A 16632-nucleotide genomic window follows, 5' to 3' on the forward strand; every position below is an offset into this window, starting at 1 on the left:
GGGTTCCCGACGATCGGGAAGAACGCCAGCCCCACGACGATCGCCAGGGTCAGCCACGGCGAGGACATGTCGAACACCGCGTACCCCTGGCTGTTCGGGTAGCCGAGGAACAGGAACACCGTCAGGTAGGCGAACAGGATGTTCCATTCCAGCGGCACCGCCAGCGGAAAGGTGGAGGTGATGAACAGGTGGAACACGACCATCATTGCCACGCCGGCCAGGGTGAGCCAGTGGTTGGTGGAGAACAGCAGCACGATCGGGGTGACCACCTCGACGGTTGTGCCGCCGACGTGCGCCATGAACGCCGCAAGCCTGGAGGGGCGGATGTCGTGCGGGAAGTCGCGGTAGTGGGCTCGCTTGACCGACCGGAACGGCACGGAAGGGCTGTTGGACACCATCGGCGGCACGACATTGGCGAAGTGCTTGCCGAACTTCGACGCCCCGGCACCGACCCACACGATCACGATCAGCAGCTTGGCGGCGATGATCATATCGGTGAACGGCAGCAGGGCGAAGAACACCAGCGCGGGCAGATATTGCTCACCACGCGCGGCCAGGAAGATCGTCTTGTCCCGCAGCCCACACAGGATGTACAGCGCGATCGCGACGATGAGCAGCGCGGGGCTGATCAGCCCGGAAGTGTTGTCGGGCAGCCGTTCCAGCAGCGACTGGGATGCACGTCCCGGCGCCAGCAGCGCGAGCCCGAGGGCAGCGAGGAAGCCGAGGTACAGCACCACATCCAGGGGTGTTCGGGTGTTGCCCGCGGTGAACGGCACCCGCCGCCACGGTCGTAGCCGGATGGTTCCCGGCCGGGCGAAGAACAGCACGCCACCGGTCATCGGCTTGAATTTGCCCGCCAGCGGACCCCAGGACCCGGCCACGCCGATCGCCTCGAGCAGGACAGTCCACACCACCAGCTTCTGGTAGACGATCGGCTGATCCCACCAGGCGCCGATGTCCCAGAACGGGCCGGTTCCCGAGGTCAGCGTCGACACCAGGACGCCGCCGAACATGTAGAGCACCAGAAGTTTCAGCACATAGACGCTGTGGATCATCTTCGGTGAGCCGAAGCCGTATTCGACCCAGTGCAGGGCCAGGGTGCGCACACGGTCGCGCAGTGGCAGATCGAGAAATGTCTCCGTATCCACCGGGGGGAAATCACCTGTTTTGAACCCCATTGTTCTCATGCCTTTCTTGTCGTGTTCCGGGCGCGCGCGACCGCGACCGGAATTGCCTCGAATTCCGAATTACCTTCCGGTGGAGTGTGTTCAGGCGGTCGTCGCGACCGCGCGGAGCCGGTTCTTGTCGATTTTGCCGACGGGATTGCGCGGCAGTTCGGTGGTGAGCACGATCGCCGCGGGCACCTTGAACGCGGCCAGCCGCGCGCGGCAGTGCTCGGTGAGTTCGGCGGCGGTCACGGAGCCGGTGGCGACCACGTGCGCGACCGGCACCTCCCCGAGCACCGGATCGGGCGCTCCGACCACCGCCGCCTCGTGCACGGACGGATGGGTGTAGAGCGCGTTCTCGATCTCCTTCGGGTAGAGGTTCTCCCCACCACGGATGATCATGTCCTTGATCCGGTCGACGAGGACCAGATAACCATCGGGGTCGAAATAGCCGATATCACCGGTATGCAGCCGGCCATCGATCACCGTCTTCGCCGTCTCCTCGGGCTTGCCGAGGTAGCCGCGCATGACATTCGGTCCGCTGATCACCACTTCGCCGCGTTCCCCGGCGGGCTGCGCGACGCCGTCGAGGTCGACGACCTGCACGGTCTGACCGGGCAGCGGCAGGCCGACCGTGCCCGGTTTGCGTTGTCCCGACGCCGGATTCAGTGTCGAGGCGCACGTGCCCTCGGACAGCCCGTAGCCTTCCACGACCGGGACACCGAAGCGGTCCTCGAACCGGGCGATGAGTTCTGCGGGCATGGGTGCCGCGCCGCAGATCGCCAGCCGCAGCGAGGAGGTGTCGGGACACAGCTCGGCGGGCTGGGCAACCAGCATGGCGTAGATGGCGGGCACGCCGGAGAAGTAGGTCGGGCGGACCCGCTCGACCAGGTCGAAGAAGCCGGTCGCGGAGAACTTCCCGGCAATCGTGGTGTGGCCACCGGCCAGCAGCGGCGACAGCACGCTGACCACGATCCCGTTGACGTGGAACAGGGGCAGGATCAGCAGACTGTGGTCGGTGTCGTCCAGGCCGAGCGCGCCGATGACCATCGCGCACATGGCGGCAAGGTTGTCGTGGCCGAGCAGCACGCCCTTGGGGCGGCCGGTGGTACCGCTGGTGTAGATGATCAGCGCCAGACCGTCGCGAGGGGCCACTGCCGCGACCGGGCCGGCGGAATGCGCCAGTTCGGCCACGTCGAGGGTGGTCCCCGCTCGGCCGGGGTCACCGACGACCACCAGTGCTCGCGAATCGGCGATCTGAAAGCTGATGTCGTCGTCGGTCAGACCCGGGTTCACCGGTGTCACCGCCGCACCGAGCTGCCAGGCGGCGAACAGCACGACCACGAGGTCGACGCGGTTGGGCAGCACCACCGCGACCACGTCACCCGCGCGCACGCCCGCCTGGCGCAGCACCGAGGCGGCGCCGTGCACCCGCTCCCGGAACTGCTCGTTCGTCAGCGCGGTGGTGTCGTCGGCCAGGCACGGCGCGTCCGGCGCGGAAACCGCTCGGGTGATGGGCAATTCGACGATCTGTCGCATGATTCCTCACGAGGCTGATTGTGATCTGAGTTACATCAATCACCGTAGGGACCGGTCTCCGCGGCGGCTACGGGCCGGGAGACCAGCGTTGCGAGCCCCCGTTGTGCCACGGATACAAACAGCCTGGTCGGCGGGTGGACGCGGGGTAGTGTCGGCGCCCATGTCCCCCGACTACGACGCCCTTGTCCGCGAGGTGGCGGGCCGGATCAAGGCGGATCTGGACCGGCTCACCCCCGCGATGACCACGATGTTCGCCGACACCATCCCGGAGTTCCGTCACGATGACGAGATCCGCGGACTCATGGTCGCCAGCACCGAGTCGAACCTCACCGCCATCATCGACATGCTCACCCTCGGCATCGGGCTCGGCGACATCACCGTGCCGCCCGCCGCCGCCGAATACGCCCGCCGTTTCGCCCAGCACGATCTGTCACTCGAGGCGCTGCTGCGGGCCTACCGACTCGGCGAGCACATGTTCGTGCAGCGGACGATCAGGTTACTGACCGAGTTGGCGCCGCCCACCGAAGTGGCGCTGGCCGCGACGGCGCGCATCGCCGAGCTCGTCAACAGCTACATCGACCAGGTGATCGAGGGCCTGATCGATATCTACGGCACGGAGCGACGCCGCTGGGACGCACGCACCGACGCCGCCCGCGCTGCCCAGGTACGCGCGGTGCTCGACGCCGAGGAGCTGGATCTGGCCTCCGCGGAGCAGATGCTGTCGGCGTCGCTGCGCGGCTGGCACCAGTTCGTGCTGCTGTGGACACCGCCGGGAACCGCCGACCCAGGGCCTGTGCTGGGAGCCGGCATCCAGGTGCTGGCTGCGGTGTCGGCCCGTTCACCCATGACCGTCGACATCGACGAGCACACCCGCTGGGTGTGGCTGGCTTCGACCGGCAGGCCCGTCCTGGACACCACGCGGCTGGCCCGGGAGCTGCGCGCGACACCGATTCTGTCGATGGCCGTAGGGGATCCCGCGACGGGGCTCGCGGGGTTCCGGCAGAGTTTCCACGACGCGCAGCGGGCTCGCTCGGTGGCGGTGGCCGCCCGATCGCGCGGTGTACTCGCCTACGCGGACGTGGCGCTGACCGGGCTGCTCGCCGACGACGTGTCGCGCGTCCAGGCCTGGGCGGGGCGCGTGCTCGGCGGACTGATGGGCACCGACGAGACGGCGGCCAGGCTCCGGGAGACGGTGCGCGTATTCCTCGACGCGCGAGGCAGTTACACCGATGCCGCCGCGCGTCTGCACGTCCACAAGAACACCGTGCACTATCGGGTGCGCAAAGCCGAGGAGGTGCTCGGGCATCCGCTCAGCGAGCACCGGCTCGACATCGAGGTGGCGCTGCTGGCCTGTGCGCAGCTGGGGCTACCGAGGGCCTGACCCGCCGTGGTGGCGGCGCCCGTATACATACCCGATGCGGGGCGGAAACGGCCGTAACCATTTGTTGTGGATTCCTCCGAGGATTGTGCGGCGAGCGAAATGGGAACGTCAAAACCTCGGCCGGACGAATGAGATCCGGGAGTCGTCGTGATCTGATCGAGATGTCCCGAGGATGGGACGTTCACGAGCACAATCGAGGAAGTACATATGAACGCCAAAATCAGCCGCCCGCTCGCCGTTGCCGCGCTCGTCATGTCGGCCGCCGCGCTGAGCGCGGGCACCGCCACCGCCGCCGCGCCCGCACCTGTTTCGGGTTCGGTCGAGGTCTGCCTGCCGCTGCCGCTGGGGCCGCTGGAAGTGAGCTTCTGCCTCTGACCTGCCAGACCGTGCGGCGGGTGTGGGCGAGCGTCGGGGCGCCCGCACCTGCCCGTGGCCGGTAACTACGAACTCGGGTGGGAAGGATTCACCATGGCTGTTACGACCTCCATCGAACCGTTCTTGACCGCCGCGGGCCGCCCGGTATCGACACCCCTGAGCGATGTGCGTGCGATCTCGCGGCAGATGGTCGTCCATTTCATCGAAAACGTCGTCCCCTGCGGCACACTGCCCGGTGAAGCGCTCGACGGTGATATCACCACCGTCACCAGAATCTGCCTGGAACTCACCCGGAGCATGCTCGACGGCCGCGATCTGCCCGGCCGGGTGGAGCGCGTGCAGGCCGCCGCCGCCGACTGGGCGCGCGAGGGCATTCCGATCGACACCATCCATCACGCCGTGTACGAAGGCTTCAAACTCGGCTTCGACCTCATCATCACCAATGTCACCAACCATGATTACGACACCATGGTCGGCGTGGTACGGCGCCTGATGGACGCCCAGGACATGATCACCGCCGCGGTGTCGGCGGCGTATGTGCGGGAACTGCGTGCTGTCGTCAGCGAGCACCATACGGCCGTGCACACGCTCACCTCCGCGCTGCTCGGCGGCCAGAACACCGCGACGGTTGCCAGGGAATGCGGCATCGAGATCGACACCGAGTATCACGTCATGGCGCTCGAACTTCCACCCCATGCAAAAGAATCGGAACCGGGGTTGAACGCGAAAGTAGTTGCCCGACGCAAGCTGCGGCGAGTCCAGGCCGAACTCGCCGACCGATGCGACGGCAAGGCACTCTCGCTGCTCAGCGTGGACGGCGGAACACTGCTGCTGCCTGCCTCCGAATTCGCCGGAGCAGACCTCGACGACCTGGTGACACGCCTGTCCGCGGCCGCCCAGGTACCGCTCCGCGCGGTGGTGACGACGGCGGCGCCGACGGAGATCCCGCGCGCTGCCGAAGAGGTCCACGAACTCATCGAAATAGTGCACCGCCTCGGCGGGCCGAGCAAGGTGTACCGCCCGCACGAATTGGCATTCGAATATCAGCTCACCCGACCGGGACCCGCCCGCGACTATCTGAGTTCTGTCCTCGATTCCCTCGAACCGCATCCTGAATTGATGCAAACCCTCGAGGTGTATTTGGCGACGAATATGCAACGTGCGCGTACCGCGCGAAAGATGTTCATCCACACCAATACCGTCGATTACCGGCTCAAGCGGATCACCCAGATGACCGGATTCGACCTCAACGACATCACCGGTCTGTGCTATCTCCGCGCGGCCCTGCTGATCCGGGCACACCGCAGCACGAAAACCGCCGAATTCCCCGAAGACCCCGGCACGCGCGCGAGCTGACACCGTCGCACCGATGAGCATTCCGCTCTGGTGGTCGAGAGAGGTTCGCCGCTGTTGCGGAAGCCGGTGGTCCCGTTGTAGCTGCGGGCCAGCACGATCCATCGGTCGGTTCCTGGGAGGTGAAGTCCGCGTGGCGCTTTCGAGGCACCGGGCAGCCAGGTGAGTGCGGCTAGCGCGGTCGTGGCAAGACGGGAATCGAGGCCGAAGAACGTGCGGACAGGCACATTGAAGTCGTGCTGGAGAGTGTGCTGGTCGGCGAAATCGAGCCGGTAGAGCCGCCGTGGTCTCCGGTACCCGGGTAGCCGGAAGGCCTCGGGCTGTGAGTAGTTGCGGATGTAGTCGTCGCCGTCGCGGAAAATGCTTGCCCAGCAGTCGATATGACCATTCGACGGCGGCAGCGCCGTGACGTTCACCCGCGCCGAGGAACACAGCGAGGTCGATAGGGCCCGGCGATGTTCGGTGCACTGCTGCTGCGAGTAGGTTGGTCACCCCAGGGGCGAGGCCGACCTCGACGACGACCGGGGACTGCGCGTTCACCCGCGCGAGGTCGTGGAGATATTCGGAGGTCGCCGAGATTTCGACGAACGCGGACCCGCGGTCACCGGCGAGTGCGGCCAGTCGCGGATTCTCGGCACCCGCGGCACAACTGCACCGCTGGGACGATGCGGTCGCCCAGCTCCTGCATGGCGGACTGTTCGCTGATCCGTCACCACTGACCGTCGATCCTGCCCAGCGAGTGGACTGAAGCGCGCAGGCCTACCCGCATTCCGATCGGCCGACGATTGGCAGTGTTCACAGCCGGTGCGCATGTTCTTCGGTAACCGTCAAGCATCCGGGGAATTCGCGTTCGGCCACGGTGCCGTGCGCGACCATGACTTCTGGTGCAGTGCCTGACGAAAGGCGCCGTCGCGGCACAGTGGCCGGGATGCGTGGGCACTTCCCGGCAGCGTGGCCGGGCCGAGAGAGGCGCAGAGATGTCGAGTGATGTCGTGGATGTGACCGTGGACTTCGCCGTCGCGAGGCAGGCGTTGTGGGAGGTGCTGCTGGAACCGCAGAGCTATCCGCGACTGTGGTCCGGCATCGGAGGATGCCAGCGGTTGACCGGCACCGAGGGGGACACGAGGTGGCAGGTCCGCATCGGCGACGCGGATGTCGGCGTGCGCACCATCGATCTGGCGTTGCGGATCGGTCGCTGGTACGAGAGTTTCGAACTACACAACCCGGAAACGGGCAGTTTCGCGCTGATCCGGCTCGCCGGTGACCAGCAGCGAACCAGCGTGAGCGTCACCGCCTTCGCCGCACCGCGGCTGCATCCGGCGCTGGCGGAGACGCGCGACGCCGAGACCGTCCGGTGGATCAGGGCCGGGTTGCGGCGTGCGGTCGATGTGGTGCGTGGGGCGCAGACATCGGTGGTGGGAAACGGCGACCGGGCGCCGATCCGCCGCAAGTCCGAACTTGTGCGCTGGGTGGTGAATTCCGGGCTGGTCGCGCCGCCGGTGACCTCGGCGCGGCAACTGCGGTCCTTGTACCGGTGGGGTTTCAACCTGGCGGGCGGTTACGCGGCGGGCGCGGCGCACAGCCCCGACCAGCTCGCCCTGATCGACACCGTCAGCACGGCCACATTCGCCGAAACCGACAAGCGCACCACCGCGCTGGCCGGGGCGATGTACGAGGTCGGGTTGCGCGCGGGCGACGCGATCGGATTGCTCGCCGCCAACCACTGCGGCATGGTCGAGACGATGGTCGCGGCGGGCAAGCTGGGCGTGGACGTCGCACTGCTGAACGCCGGCCTGTCGGGCAGGCGGATCGAGGAGATCGTGCAGCGTCACCGGCTTTCGGCGTTGTTCGTCGACACCGACCTCGAGCACCTCGTGCAGTATCTGCACAACGGCGTGCCGCGCTTCGTCACCGACGACCTGCCCGCGGACCCGGGCCGGGTCACCATCGAGGATCTGATCGCCATGGGTAACACGACTTTTCCGGTCCCCACGGTGCCCGGGCGTCAGATCGTGCTCACGTCGGGAACCAGCGGCACACCGAAGGGCGCAAGGCGACCGCATCCGAAGGGATTCGACACCTTGGTCGCGCTCCTGTCGCGAATCCCGATCCACGTGGGCAGCACGATGATGATCCCGGCGCCGCTGTTCCACACGTGGGGGCTCTCGGCATTGCAATTGAGCACCGCCGTGCGGGCCACCGTGGTGCTCGCGCAAGGATTCGATGCCGAGGAATGCCTTCGTCAGGTCGCTGAACACCGGGTGAACACCCTCATCGCGGTGCCGACCATGATCCAGCGCATGGTCGACCTGCCCGCCGCGGTGCGCGCTCGCCACGACCTGAGCAGTCTGCGTCATGTCGTCAGTTGTGGTGCTCCACTCGTCGCGGCGACCGTCGATCGCTTCCTCGAGGACTACGGTGATGTGCTCTACAACCTCTACGGTTCCACCGAGGTCTCCTGGGCGAGCGTGGCAGCGCCCGAGGACCTCCGTGCCGCCCCGACCACGGCGGGTCGTCCGCCGCTGGGGACCCGGATCGCGATCCTCGGCGCCGACAACCAGCCGGTGCCGATAGGGGTGACCGGCCGGATCTTCGTCGGCAACCACATGCTGTTCGACGGCTACGTCAACGACACTCCGCCCGAGGAGGCCGACGGCATGCTGAACACCGGCGATCTGGGCTATCTCGACGCGGAGGGCAGACTGTTCGTGGCGGGACGCGACGACGAGATGATCATCTCCGGTGGCGAGAACGTCTTCCCACGTCCGGTCGAAGAGGCTCTGTCGTATCTGCCGCAGGTCAGCGATGTCGCGGTGGTCGGGGTACCCGACCGTGAATTCGGTCAGCGATTGGCCGCATTCCTCGTCAAACAGGAAGGCTCCAGCCTGGATTCGGGCATGGTGCGCACCTACATCCGCAACCGGCTCAGCCGCTTTTCGGTCCCACGCGATGTCACTTTCCTCAACTCGCTGCCACGCGGAGAAACCGGCAAAGTGCTCAAGCGCCTGCTCGTCGATCCCGCGGGTTTCCCCGACTGAACGATCGAATTCCGTTCACTCGATCACGAGGCATGCGGATATCCGATTTCGGAGATGTCTCGGGCCAGGTCCACCAGGGTGGCCTCTCCGTTCAACGACGACACGAGTTCCTGGTCGAGCGGCCGCAAGGCATACACGTCACGTACCGCTTCCAGGTCCACAGAGATCTCGTAATAGTCCTCGGCGAAGCGCTGGAACGCTTCAGGTGAGCGGTCGACCAGTAGTTGGAACAGATAGTTCGCCCCATCAGGGTCGGCATGGTCCGGGGGGAAGTCGATCGTGCCGTGGTGCCACTGATCATCGGTCGCCTTCCGCCACAAGCAGGCCGTCACAGCAAGCACGCCGTCCTCGTCGGTGAATGCCGGCTCCTCGACCAAGGGCATGAAGACATCGGGAACATCGTCGATCACTCCCGGCCAGGGCTGGCGGTCATGGCCATACGGGCTCATCGGCGACTCGTGGCCAAAGCCCCGGATATATACCCCGGCCACCGAGAACACGATGGAGTATTCGTCTCCCGACCCGTTGCGCATCGAAGCCATCTCCTGGCCTTCGGCCCAGGCACCGTCGAAGGAGTAGTAACGGCTTTCCCAGTCCGGGCTCAGGATCGCGTCGAGCATCGCCAGCGAGCGGCACAGGTCCCGCAGGTCGGCGATGGCAGGAAGCCGGCGGGCTACGTCATAGACAGTCACGCGCTCATCCAACCGGACCCCTCTGACACCCGGCCGCGGTGCGGAACAACTTGTGGCGGCGTGGCGCGCAGCCCCGGTGAGATCAACGTGGCCAATCGGCTCGGCGTGATCTTGCGGCAGCCGGGCGGCTCCTACGCGCCGCGCATGTACGCCGCCGAGATCGACTGAAGGTCGAAACCTGCTCAGACCCCGGATAATTCGCGCCGGGACGGGCGTCCACCGATCACGCGGCCGACGGCATCGGGGGTCATCCTGGGCAAGGTGTGTCTTCGAGGATCGGGCGCCACGGTGCGGGCGAGCCGATACGCTCAAGATCGACGCACAAACGATGCAATTTGAGGTAAATGGTGTCACAATCGAGGCGTGAATGAAGAGCGAGCCGCCACCGCAGCCGACCCTCGCGGACTCTCCACCGACGACGGCTCAACGCAGTTCGCACGGTGGCTCGCGCAGACACAGAGGTCGGTACGCGATCACGTCGACGAGTTCGTCCGGGCGCGTTGCGCGGCGTCCGAACCAGCGCTGCGCGCGGCCGCAAGTGTGGGACTGCTGCATGCGTTCGCGCTCGTGCGAGACGACGTGATGGACGGGTCCCGCGTCGGACGGGAACGGCAGTCGACCCACCTGCGTCTGGCCGCGTGGCATACCGAGCAACGATGACTCGCACCGAACTCGACGCCGCCGGTATCCGTGACGCGGGGTTGCGCGCGTCCTATCAGAGGTGCCGGGAGCTCAATGCCCGGCACGGGCGCACATTCTTCCTCGCCACCCGGCTGCTCGCGCCCGCCCAGCGCCCAGCGATCCATGCGCTCTACGGCTTTGCCCGATGGGCGGACGACATCGTCGACGAGCCCCCGACCGGCGACGATGTCGATTCTGCGGCGGCACGCCTGGACGCGGTGGCCCAGACCATGCGCGACAGTTTTCGCGGTATTCACGACGACCCGATCCTGGCCGCGCTTGCCGATACCGCCGCCAGATACGGGATCGAGCACTCGCTGTTCGACGATTTCCTCGACTCGATGCGGATGGATCTGACGGTGACCGACTACCCGGATCGGGCCGCGCTGGATCGCTATATCCACGGTTCGGCAGCGGTGATCGGCCTGCAGGTACTGCCGGTGCTCGGCACCATCGGCCCCCGATCCGAGGCCGCGCCCTACGCGGCGGCGTTGGGTAAAGCCTTCCAGCTCACCAACTTCCTTCGCGACGTCGCCGAAGACCTCGACCGTGGCCGGGTGTATCTGCCTGCCGACGAGCTGGCTGCTTTCGGTGTGGATCGCGCCCGCTTGCAGTGGTGCCGGACCAACCGGCGCACCGACTCCAAGGTGCGGTCCGCGCTGGCCGCTCAACACGCCGTCGCCCGGGACTGGTACCGGTACGCCGATGCCGGAATCGCGTTGCTGCACCCGGTATCGCGACCCTGCGTCGCCACCGCGGCCGTCTTGTATTCGGAGATCCTCGACCGGATCGAACAGAGCGAGTTCGCTGTGTTCACCGCGCGGGCGACCGTGAGCAACGCGCGCCGAACGCGCGTCGCCGGTTCGGCGCTGGCTCGTGCGTTGTGGGCGCGGCGAGGTAGCCGGGCACGGGCACTGACCCCCACCGGAGGCTGAGGTGATCGGGTCGAGCCGAGAGAAATAGCGAGATTCGGACCCTCGGCTCCGAATCCGAGGGTCCGAATCTTCAACCTGTCGGCGTGCTATCGGGGGTGCGTTCCGCAGTACTCGTGATGTTACGGACCATGCCTCCGAAAACGGCGCTGTGGAACGGGCTGATCGCCTTCCAATACAGGTGCCCGACGAGTCCGTGCGGTTGAAAGATCGCGCGCTGACGGTATCGCGAACCACCGTTCGGGGCGGGCTCGACACCGAGCTCGAGCCACGCCAGGCCCGGCACCCGCATCTCGGCGCGAAGGCGCAGCAGGTGTGGTCGGTCGATATATTCGACGCGCCACCAGTCCAACGCCTCGCCGGAGTGCAGGCGCCGAGGGTGTTTGCGGCCGCGGCGAAGTCCGACACCTCCGGCCACCCGGTCGATCCAGCCGCGGAGCGACCAGGCGAGCGGGAACGAATACCAGCCGTTCTCACCGCCGATGGATTCGATCACCGCCCACACCGTGTCCGGATCCGCGGAGGTGTGATGTTCGCGAAGGTCCTCATAGAGGGAGCCGCCAGACCAGTCCGGATCGGTGGGTAAGGGATCGGAGGGTGCGCCGTAGGTGCTGGCATCGGACCAACGAGTGGGCACCTCGGCGTTGCGGATGCGGGTCAGCGCCAGCTCCACGGCACGTCCGTACCGGGTGAGGCCATCCGGGGGATCCGAGATGTACGCGGCGATATCGTGCTCACCACAGACCACCTCGTGGACGAGCGACTCGATGAGCGGCACAGCCAGCGCACGGGGCACCGGCGTCACCAGGTTGACCCACTGCGCGGACAGCCACGGCGTGAGCACCGGAACCGGCAGCACGACTCGACGATTCAGCCCGGCCACGACGGCGTATTCGCGCATCATGGTCAGGTAGGTCATCACGTCGGGCCCGCCGATATCGACGGCGCGGTTGACGTCGGCCGGCAACTCCGCAGCGTGCACCAGGTAATACAGAACGTCTCGAACAGCAATCGGCTGAATCCTGTTGTGAACCCACCGTGGGGTGACCATCGCGGGCAGGCGTTCGGACAGATACCGCAGCATCTCGAAACTTGCCGACCCGGAACCGATGATCACCGCCGCACGCAACTCCGCGGTGGGAACACCGGAGGCACGCAGGATCTCGCCGACCTCGGCACGGGAGGCCAGGTGGCGAGACAGTTCGGTGTGTGGCGGGACGATTCCACCGAGATAGACGATGCGCCCGACCCCCGCCGACAACGCGGCCGCCCCGACGATCCGCGCGGCTTCACGATCGATATCGGCGAAGTCGCGACGGGTCAAGGAGTGCACCAGGTAGTAGACGACCTCCTGACCACCCACCGCCGAACGCACCTGGTCGCTGTCGGTGACATCTCCCTCGACCACCTCGACCCGATCGAGCCACGGCACTTCGGCCAGCTTCGCCGGTGTCCGGGCGGCCACCCGGACGTCATGACCGGCCCGAAGCAATTCGGGTACCAACCGGCCACCGATGTAGCCGGTCACCCCGAAGATCACACACCGCATGCTGATTCGCGACTAGGGCTTGGGGCGATCGACATCGCCTCGCCACGCTCCCGTTTCCGACCCACGGCTTTCGATGAAGTCTTTGAAGCGGCGCACGTCCCCCTTGATGCGGCGATCGAGCACCCCGGTTTTGTCCGCGATGTTCTCGACGAATCCGTCGGGATCGATGTCCATCTGCACGGTGACCCGGGTCGTCGAGTCGTCGAGCCGATGAAAGGTGACCACTCCGGCATGCTGCGGACCATCGTCGGATTTCCAGGCGATGCGTTCCTCCGGATGCTGCTCGGTGATGGTGGCATCGAATGTCCGGGAAGCTCCGGCGATGTCGACAGTCCACCGGGTGTGAGTGTCGTCGAGCTGTTCGATGCGGTCGACACCGTGCATGAACTGAGGGAACGATTCGAACTGGGTCCACTGGTTGTAGGCGGTCGCCACCGGCACGTGCACGTCGACAGCTTCGATGACAGTGCTCATTCTCGGCCTCCTCGGATCGAATTTTCTACATTCAGCGGCCGAGTGCCCACTCGCCCCGAGTTCACACCGATTGATGCAAATTCGCTTCAACCGGGCTGCGGTCCGACCGCCGCCTAACGACGTCGACGACGTGCTCGAAGGCGCAGACCCGCGGGCTTGAGGGTGAGGGTTTCGCGCACGTCGAGGTCATATTTCGGGTCGGGTTCCAGGTCGAGCTGGTGCAGAAGTGCCGCGAGGGTGACGGCGATTTCGTGGTGCGCGAACTGGCGACCGATGCAAGCGCGGGGGCCGGTGCCGAAGGGTTTGTAGACGCGGGGCGGCAGGCCGCGAATGTTGTCGGGCAGAAATCGGTCGGGTTGAATTGATCTGCGTCGTGACCCCAGGCCGGGTCACGGTGGGCGCCGAGGAGCAGCACCAGCACCCAGTCCTTCTTGGCGAACCGGTATCGGCCGCAGAGCGTGGTGTCGTGCTTGGCCCGGCGGAAGTATCCGGGGCCGGTCGGCCACAGTCGCAGGGTCTCGTCGATGACGCGCCGCAGACTGCGGAGCTTGGCCACGTCGTCATACCGGATATCGGGGAATTCCGGTGTGGGCCAGCGCTCGTCGAGCTCGGCTCGGACGCCGGCGGCGATGTCGGGACGGGTCGAGAGGTAATGGAGAGCGAAGGCGATGGTGTTGGCGGAGGTCTCACTGCCCGCGATGAGGAAGGTGAGGATCTGATTCCGGATGTTCACTGTGTCCAACCGCTCCCCGGTTTCCGGGTCGGCACTGTCGAGCATGAGATCGAGGATGTCGCGATACCGACGGTGTGAATCGTGTTTGCGGGCTTCGATGATGTCGTCGACGACTGCGTGAGCGTGCGCCAGATCGGCCTCGTGCCGAGCATGGTCGGCCCGACGGAAGACCTTCTCGAACAACGGAAGTACATCCGTGCGGCGGTTGGCATAGGAGAGCTCACGCACCATCGCTTCGACAAACGAACCGCTGTTGGAATCGGCCAGTGAACCGAAGGAATGCGAGAAACCCGCGCGCGCGATGATTTCGAACGTCAGCTTGTTCGTCGCCGCGGGCACGTCGATCCACTCCGCTGTCGTCGACCACAGGTCGGTCAATTCGCGGACGGTGCCGGTGATCGCGGCGTGATAGTCGGCCATCGCCGATTTGGTGAAGGCGGGAGCGAGAACGGCGTGTGCTTTGGCCCAGTTCGGTTCCGAGTTGTAGGCGGTGAACAATCCGTCACCCGCCAGTGGCCGCAACTTCATCAACGCGTGCCCGACATGCTTCTCCCACCGCGACTCGTCGTTGACCTCCTCGATGGCCTCGACCCCGGTGACGATGACCGCAGGGTAACCGAACAACTTCTGCTCGAAGACCGGCCCCAACTCCCGCGCCTGCTCGGCGAGTCGCTGGCACGGCTTCGCGAAATCGGTGGTCAGGACGTCACCGACCAACGGCAGCCGAAACCGGGGATGCGGTGGCTTCTCGGAGAGCTGGGATCCGGGAATGCTTTCTCGCGCTACGAAATTCGCGAACACGGCGGGTTCCACATCGCGAGTGTAGGCGCAACTGGGTCGGCGAATGCCGAACGCAACGCTCCGGTCGATGACGCCCGGAGCGTTGCGTTTTCGCGGGCGGGGCCCGGTCGGACGGACCGGCGGCCCGAGGTTGACCTGCACTGTGGTTGAGGTTGCACAGTGGCCGGATGCGGATGAATCAGATCACTATCGGTGCTACGAACCTTGGGCGGTCCGAGCAGTTTTATAGGCTGCTCGGGCTGCATCTGATCGTCAAAACCGACCATTACCTGCGTTTCCGATGCCCTGACGGTGACAGCACGTTTTCGATCGAGCTGGTCGAATCCCTGCGCGGCGGTGGGCCGGTCTCCGTCTACTTCGAATCCGACGACCTCGACAACCAGTGCGCTCGGCTACGTGCTGCGGGCGTGGTGTTCGACAGTTCGCCCGTCGACACTCCATGGCTGTGGCGCGAGGCATGGCTGCACGATCCGGACGGTCATCGGCTATGCCTCTTCTATGCCGGAGTCAACCGGCTCGACCCACCATGGCGGATCGCTGAGTCGACGTCCTGATTGCGGCCGACCCGCAGTCGATCAGGGGCGCTCGGTCACCGCGCGAGTCGTCTGCAGCGCCGACAAGCTCGCCGACTTTGCAATCGGCGTCATGACACGGCACCGGACATCTCGGCGGGACTGGCCGGGGCATCCGGGCCGGGGGCGCTCGCCACGCCTGCCTATGCCGAGGCTTCGTCGTAGGCGGCGATGATCTCGGCGGCGATGCGGCCGCGGGTGGAGACGGTGTGGCCGTTCGCGATCGCCCAGGCCCTGATGGCCGCGAGGTCGCTGCGGCGACCTGTCTGGGCGGCGGGGGTCGCCGTGGCGTGTCGGCGGGTGTTGCTGGTTTTGGCGCGGCCGGTTCGCCGGGCGTAGGGGATCCACTGTTCGAAGGTGTTGCGCAGTTTGGTGGCGTTGGTTTCGGACAGGTCGATCTCGTAGGTGTGTCCGTCGATGCCGAAAATGACGGTTTCTTCGGCGGCGGATGTGCCGTCGAAATCGTCGACGAGGGTGACAACGACCTTGCGCGCCATATGGATTCCTGTCAGTTGTGTATACGGGTTCGGTTCGGCGATGGCCAGGGTAGTAGCACTCGGCGCGAGTCGTGCATGCGGACCGTGTGATCCACTTGTCTGGTTGAGGCGGACCCGGTCCTCGCGGGCGGCGGATCGCCGACCCGGCGTCAGGATTGCGGCCGACCGGCAGTCGATCAGGGCTCTCGGTCACCGCGCGAGTCACTGCTGATCCTTCGTGCGGGCGCTCGATGTGCCTGTGCGGCAGCGACATCCGAGGAAGCGACCTTCGGTGGGCCGGATGTGGCGGTGAGGCTGCGGACGAGCAGGTCGATGACCGCTCGCTTGTCCACGTCGTCGTGCTGGTGGGTGAGGAGCCCTTCGATCACGAAGGTGCCGATGGCGGACATGGCCGCGAGATCGGTCTCGGCGACTCCGGCCGCGCGGAGGTTGTCCGCGAACAGCGCGCCGGCGAGCTGATGGAACCCGGTGTGCCAGGCGGCGACGGAGTGGGAGGTGGCCACCCGGGCGTGCACGGTATTGACCAGCCCGTGCAGCTGTTCGAGTTGGTCGACCACCCATAGCAGCTGCTCGTTCAGCGGCAGGCCGTCGATCTCCGCGTAGGTGGCCAGTGCCTCGGCCAGAATGCGGTCGAGGACCGCGATGAGCAGCTCGTCCTTGTCCTGGAAGTACCAGTAGATCGTATTGACGGTGACGCCCGCGCTTTTGGCGATCCGCGCTGTGGACGCCGAGTCGAAGCCGTCGTCGATGAGCAGGCGTCGCGCGGCGGCGATGATCTCCTCTTGCTTCTCCTCACGGTTCTGCGGGCGTCGGTTCCTTGGCACCTCGACACTCTATCTTGAACCGCGC

At 66.2% G+C, this 16632-nt stretch carries 15 protein-coding genes; 7 read left to right on the forward strand and 8 right to left on the reverse strand.

Annotated features, from left to right (window positions below; all coding sequences use genetic code 11):
* On the reverse strand, positions 1-1178 hold a 1178-nt coding region (locus tag NCO8_RS08980; protein WP_067638046.1), incomplete at its 3' end, for a DUF3556 domain-containing protein.
* 90 nt (positions 1179-1268) lie between these two features.
* The gene (locus NCO8_RS08985; RefSeq protein WP_067638048.1) at positions 1269-2705 is read right to left on the reverse strand and encodes a class I adenylate-forming enzyme family protein; all 1437 of its coding nucleotides are present in this window, start codon (positions 2703-2705) and stop codon (positions 1269-1271) included.
* Between the two features lie 160 nt (positions 2706-2865).
* Here NCO8_RS08985 and NCO8_RS08990 point away from each other — a divergent pair, with 160 nt between their 5' ends.
* The 4 genes from NCO8_RS08990 (at position 2866) to NCO8_RS09000 (ending at position 8852) form a co-directional block, all read left to right on the forward strand.
* Entirely contained in the window at positions 2866-4086 is a 1221-nt protein-coding gene (locus NCO8_RS08990) for an RsbRD N-terminal domain-containing protein (RefSeq protein WP_067638050.1), read from the forward strand.
* A 207-nt stretch (positions 4087-4293) separates the two neighbouring features.
* A complete protein-coding gene (locus tag NCO8_RS31800; RefSeq protein WP_166655812.1) occupies positions 4294-4461 on the forward strand; it encodes a hypothetical protein in 168 nt (55 codons plus the stop codon).
* Between the two features lie 93 nt (positions 4462-4554).
* On the forward strand, positions 4555-5817 hold the full coding sequence (locus NCO8_RS08995; protein WP_067639877.1) for a PucR family transcriptional regulator: 1263 nt from the start codon (positions 4555-4557) through the stop codon (positions 5815-5817).
* 974 nt (positions 5818-6791) lie between these two features.
* Positions 6792-8852, forward strand: coding sequence for an AMP-binding protein (locus tag NCO8_RS09000; protein WP_067638052.1), 2061 nt, complete (start codon positions 6792-6794; stop codon positions 8850-8852).
* Positions 8853-8875: 23 nt separating this feature from the next.
* Here NCO8_RS09000 and NCO8_RS09005 read toward each other — a convergent pair whose 3' ends face one another.
* Positions 8876-9544, reverse strand: coding sequence for a hypothetical protein (locus NCO8_RS09005; protein ID WP_067638054.1), 669 nt, complete (start codon positions 9542-9544; stop codon positions 8876-8878).
* 363 nt (positions 9545-9907) lie between these two features.
* Here NCO8_RS09005 and NCO8_RS09010 point away from each other — a divergent pair, with 363 nt between their 5' ends.
* The gene (locus tag NCO8_RS09010) at positions 9908-10204 is read left to right on the forward strand and encodes a polyprenyl synthetase family protein (RefSeq protein WP_067638055.1); all 297 of its coding nucleotides are present in this window, start codon (positions 9908-9910) and stop codon (positions 10202-10204) included.
* Complete coding sequence (locus NCO8_RS09015) at positions 10201-11160, forward strand: phytoene/squalene synthase family protein (RefSeq protein ID WP_067638057.1); 960 nt, start codon at positions 10201-10203, stop codon at positions 11158-11160. Before NCO8_RS09010 ends, NCO8_RS09015 begins: the two co-directional genes overlap by 4 nt.
* Before the next feature lie 70 nt (positions 11161-11230).
* Here the strand turns inward: NCO8_RS09015 and NCO8_RS09020 are convergent, their stop codons facing one another.
* The 3 genes from NCO8_RS09020 to NCO8_RS09030 form a co-directional block, all read right to left on the reverse strand.
* Positions 11231-12706, reverse strand: coding sequence for an SDR family oxidoreductase (locus NCO8_RS09020; protein WP_067638059.1), 1476 nt, complete (start codon positions 12704-12706; stop codon positions 11231-11233).
* Positions 12707-12718: 12 nt separating this feature from the next.
* A complete protein-coding gene (locus tag NCO8_RS09025; protein WP_067638061.1) occupies positions 12719-13180 on the reverse strand; it encodes an SRPBCC family protein in 462 nt (153 codons plus the stop codon).
* Between the two features lie 61 nt (positions 13181-13241).
* The gene (locus NCO8_RS09030) at positions 13242-14726 is read right to left on the reverse strand and encodes a cytochrome P450 (RefSeq protein ID WP_439951672.1); all 1485 of its coding nucleotides are present in this window, start codon (positions 14724-14726) and stop codon (positions 13242-13244) included.
* 161 nt (positions 14727-14887) lie between these two features.
* On the opposite strand from NCO8_RS09030, the gene NCO8_RS09035 reads away from it, so the two are divergent.
* On the forward strand, positions 14888-15268 hold the full coding sequence (locus tag NCO8_RS09035; protein ID WP_245655287.1) for a VOC family protein: 381 nt from the start codon (positions 14888-14890) through the stop codon (positions 15266-15268).
* A 161-nt stretch (positions 15269-15429) separates the two neighbouring features.
* On the opposite strand, the gene NCO8_RS09040 is transcribed toward NCO8_RS09035, so the two are convergent.
* Entirely contained in the window at positions 15430-15783 is a 354-nt protein-coding gene (locus NCO8_RS09040) for a histone-like nucleoid-structuring protein Lsr2 (RefSeq protein WP_067638065.1), read from the reverse strand.
* 176 nt (positions 15784-15959) lie between these two features.
* Positions 15960-16607, reverse strand: a complete 648-nt coding sequence (locus NCO8_RS09045) for a TetR/AcrR family transcriptional regulator (RefSeq protein WP_084456811.1) — start codon at positions 16605-16607, stop codon at positions 15960-15962.
* Positions 16608-16632 lie beyond the last annotated feature (25 nt).

Source organism: Nocardia coubleae NBRC 108252 (genome assembly GCF_001612805.1).
GTDB lineage: Bacteria > Actinomycetota > Actinomycetes > Mycobacteriales > Mycobacteriaceae > Nocardia > Nocardia coubleae.

Bases quoted from the DNA above. Each gene is read 5' to 3' on its own strand.
- NCO8_RS08985 (WP_067638048.1), bottom strand. From the start codon at position 2,705: ATGCGACAGATCGTCGAATTGCCCATCACCCGAGCGGTTTCCGCGCCG.
- NCO8_RS09020 (WP_067638059.1), bottom strand. From the start codon at position 12,706: ATGCGGTGTGTGATCTTCGGGGTGACCGGCTACATCGGTGGCCGGTTG.
- NCO8_RS31800 (WP_166655812.1), top strand. From the start codon at position 4,294: ATGAACGCCAAAATCAGCCGCCCGCTCGCCGTTGCCGCGCTCGTCATG.
- NCO8_RS08990 (WP_067638050.1), top strand. From the start codon at position 2,866: ATGTCCCCCGACTACGACGCCCTTGTCCGCGAGGTGGCGGGCCGGATC.
- NCO8_RS09035 (WP_245655287.1), top strand. From the start codon at position 14,888: ATGAATCAGATCACTATCGGTGCTACGAACCTTGGGCGGTCCGAGCAG.
- NCO8_RS09015 (WP_067638057.1), top strand. From the start codon at position 10,201: ATGACTCGCACCGAACTCGACGCCGCCGGTATCCGTGACGCGGGGTTG.
- NCO8_RS09040 (WP_067638065.1), bottom strand. From the start codon at position 15,783: ATGGCGCGCAAGGTCGTTGTCACCCTCGTCGACGATTTCGACGGCACA.
- NCO8_RS08995 (WP_067639877.1), top strand. From the start codon at position 4,555: ATGGCTGTTACGACCTCCATCGAACCGTTCTTGACCGCCGCGGGCCGC.
- NCO8_RS09025 (WP_067638061.1), bottom strand. From the start codon at position 13,180: ATGAGCACTGTCATCGAAGCTGTCGACGTGCACGTGCCGGTGGCGACC.
- NCO8_RS09000 (WP_067638052.1), top strand. From the start codon at position 6,792: ATGTCGAGTGATGTCGTGGATGTGACCGTGGACTTCGCCGTCGCGAGG.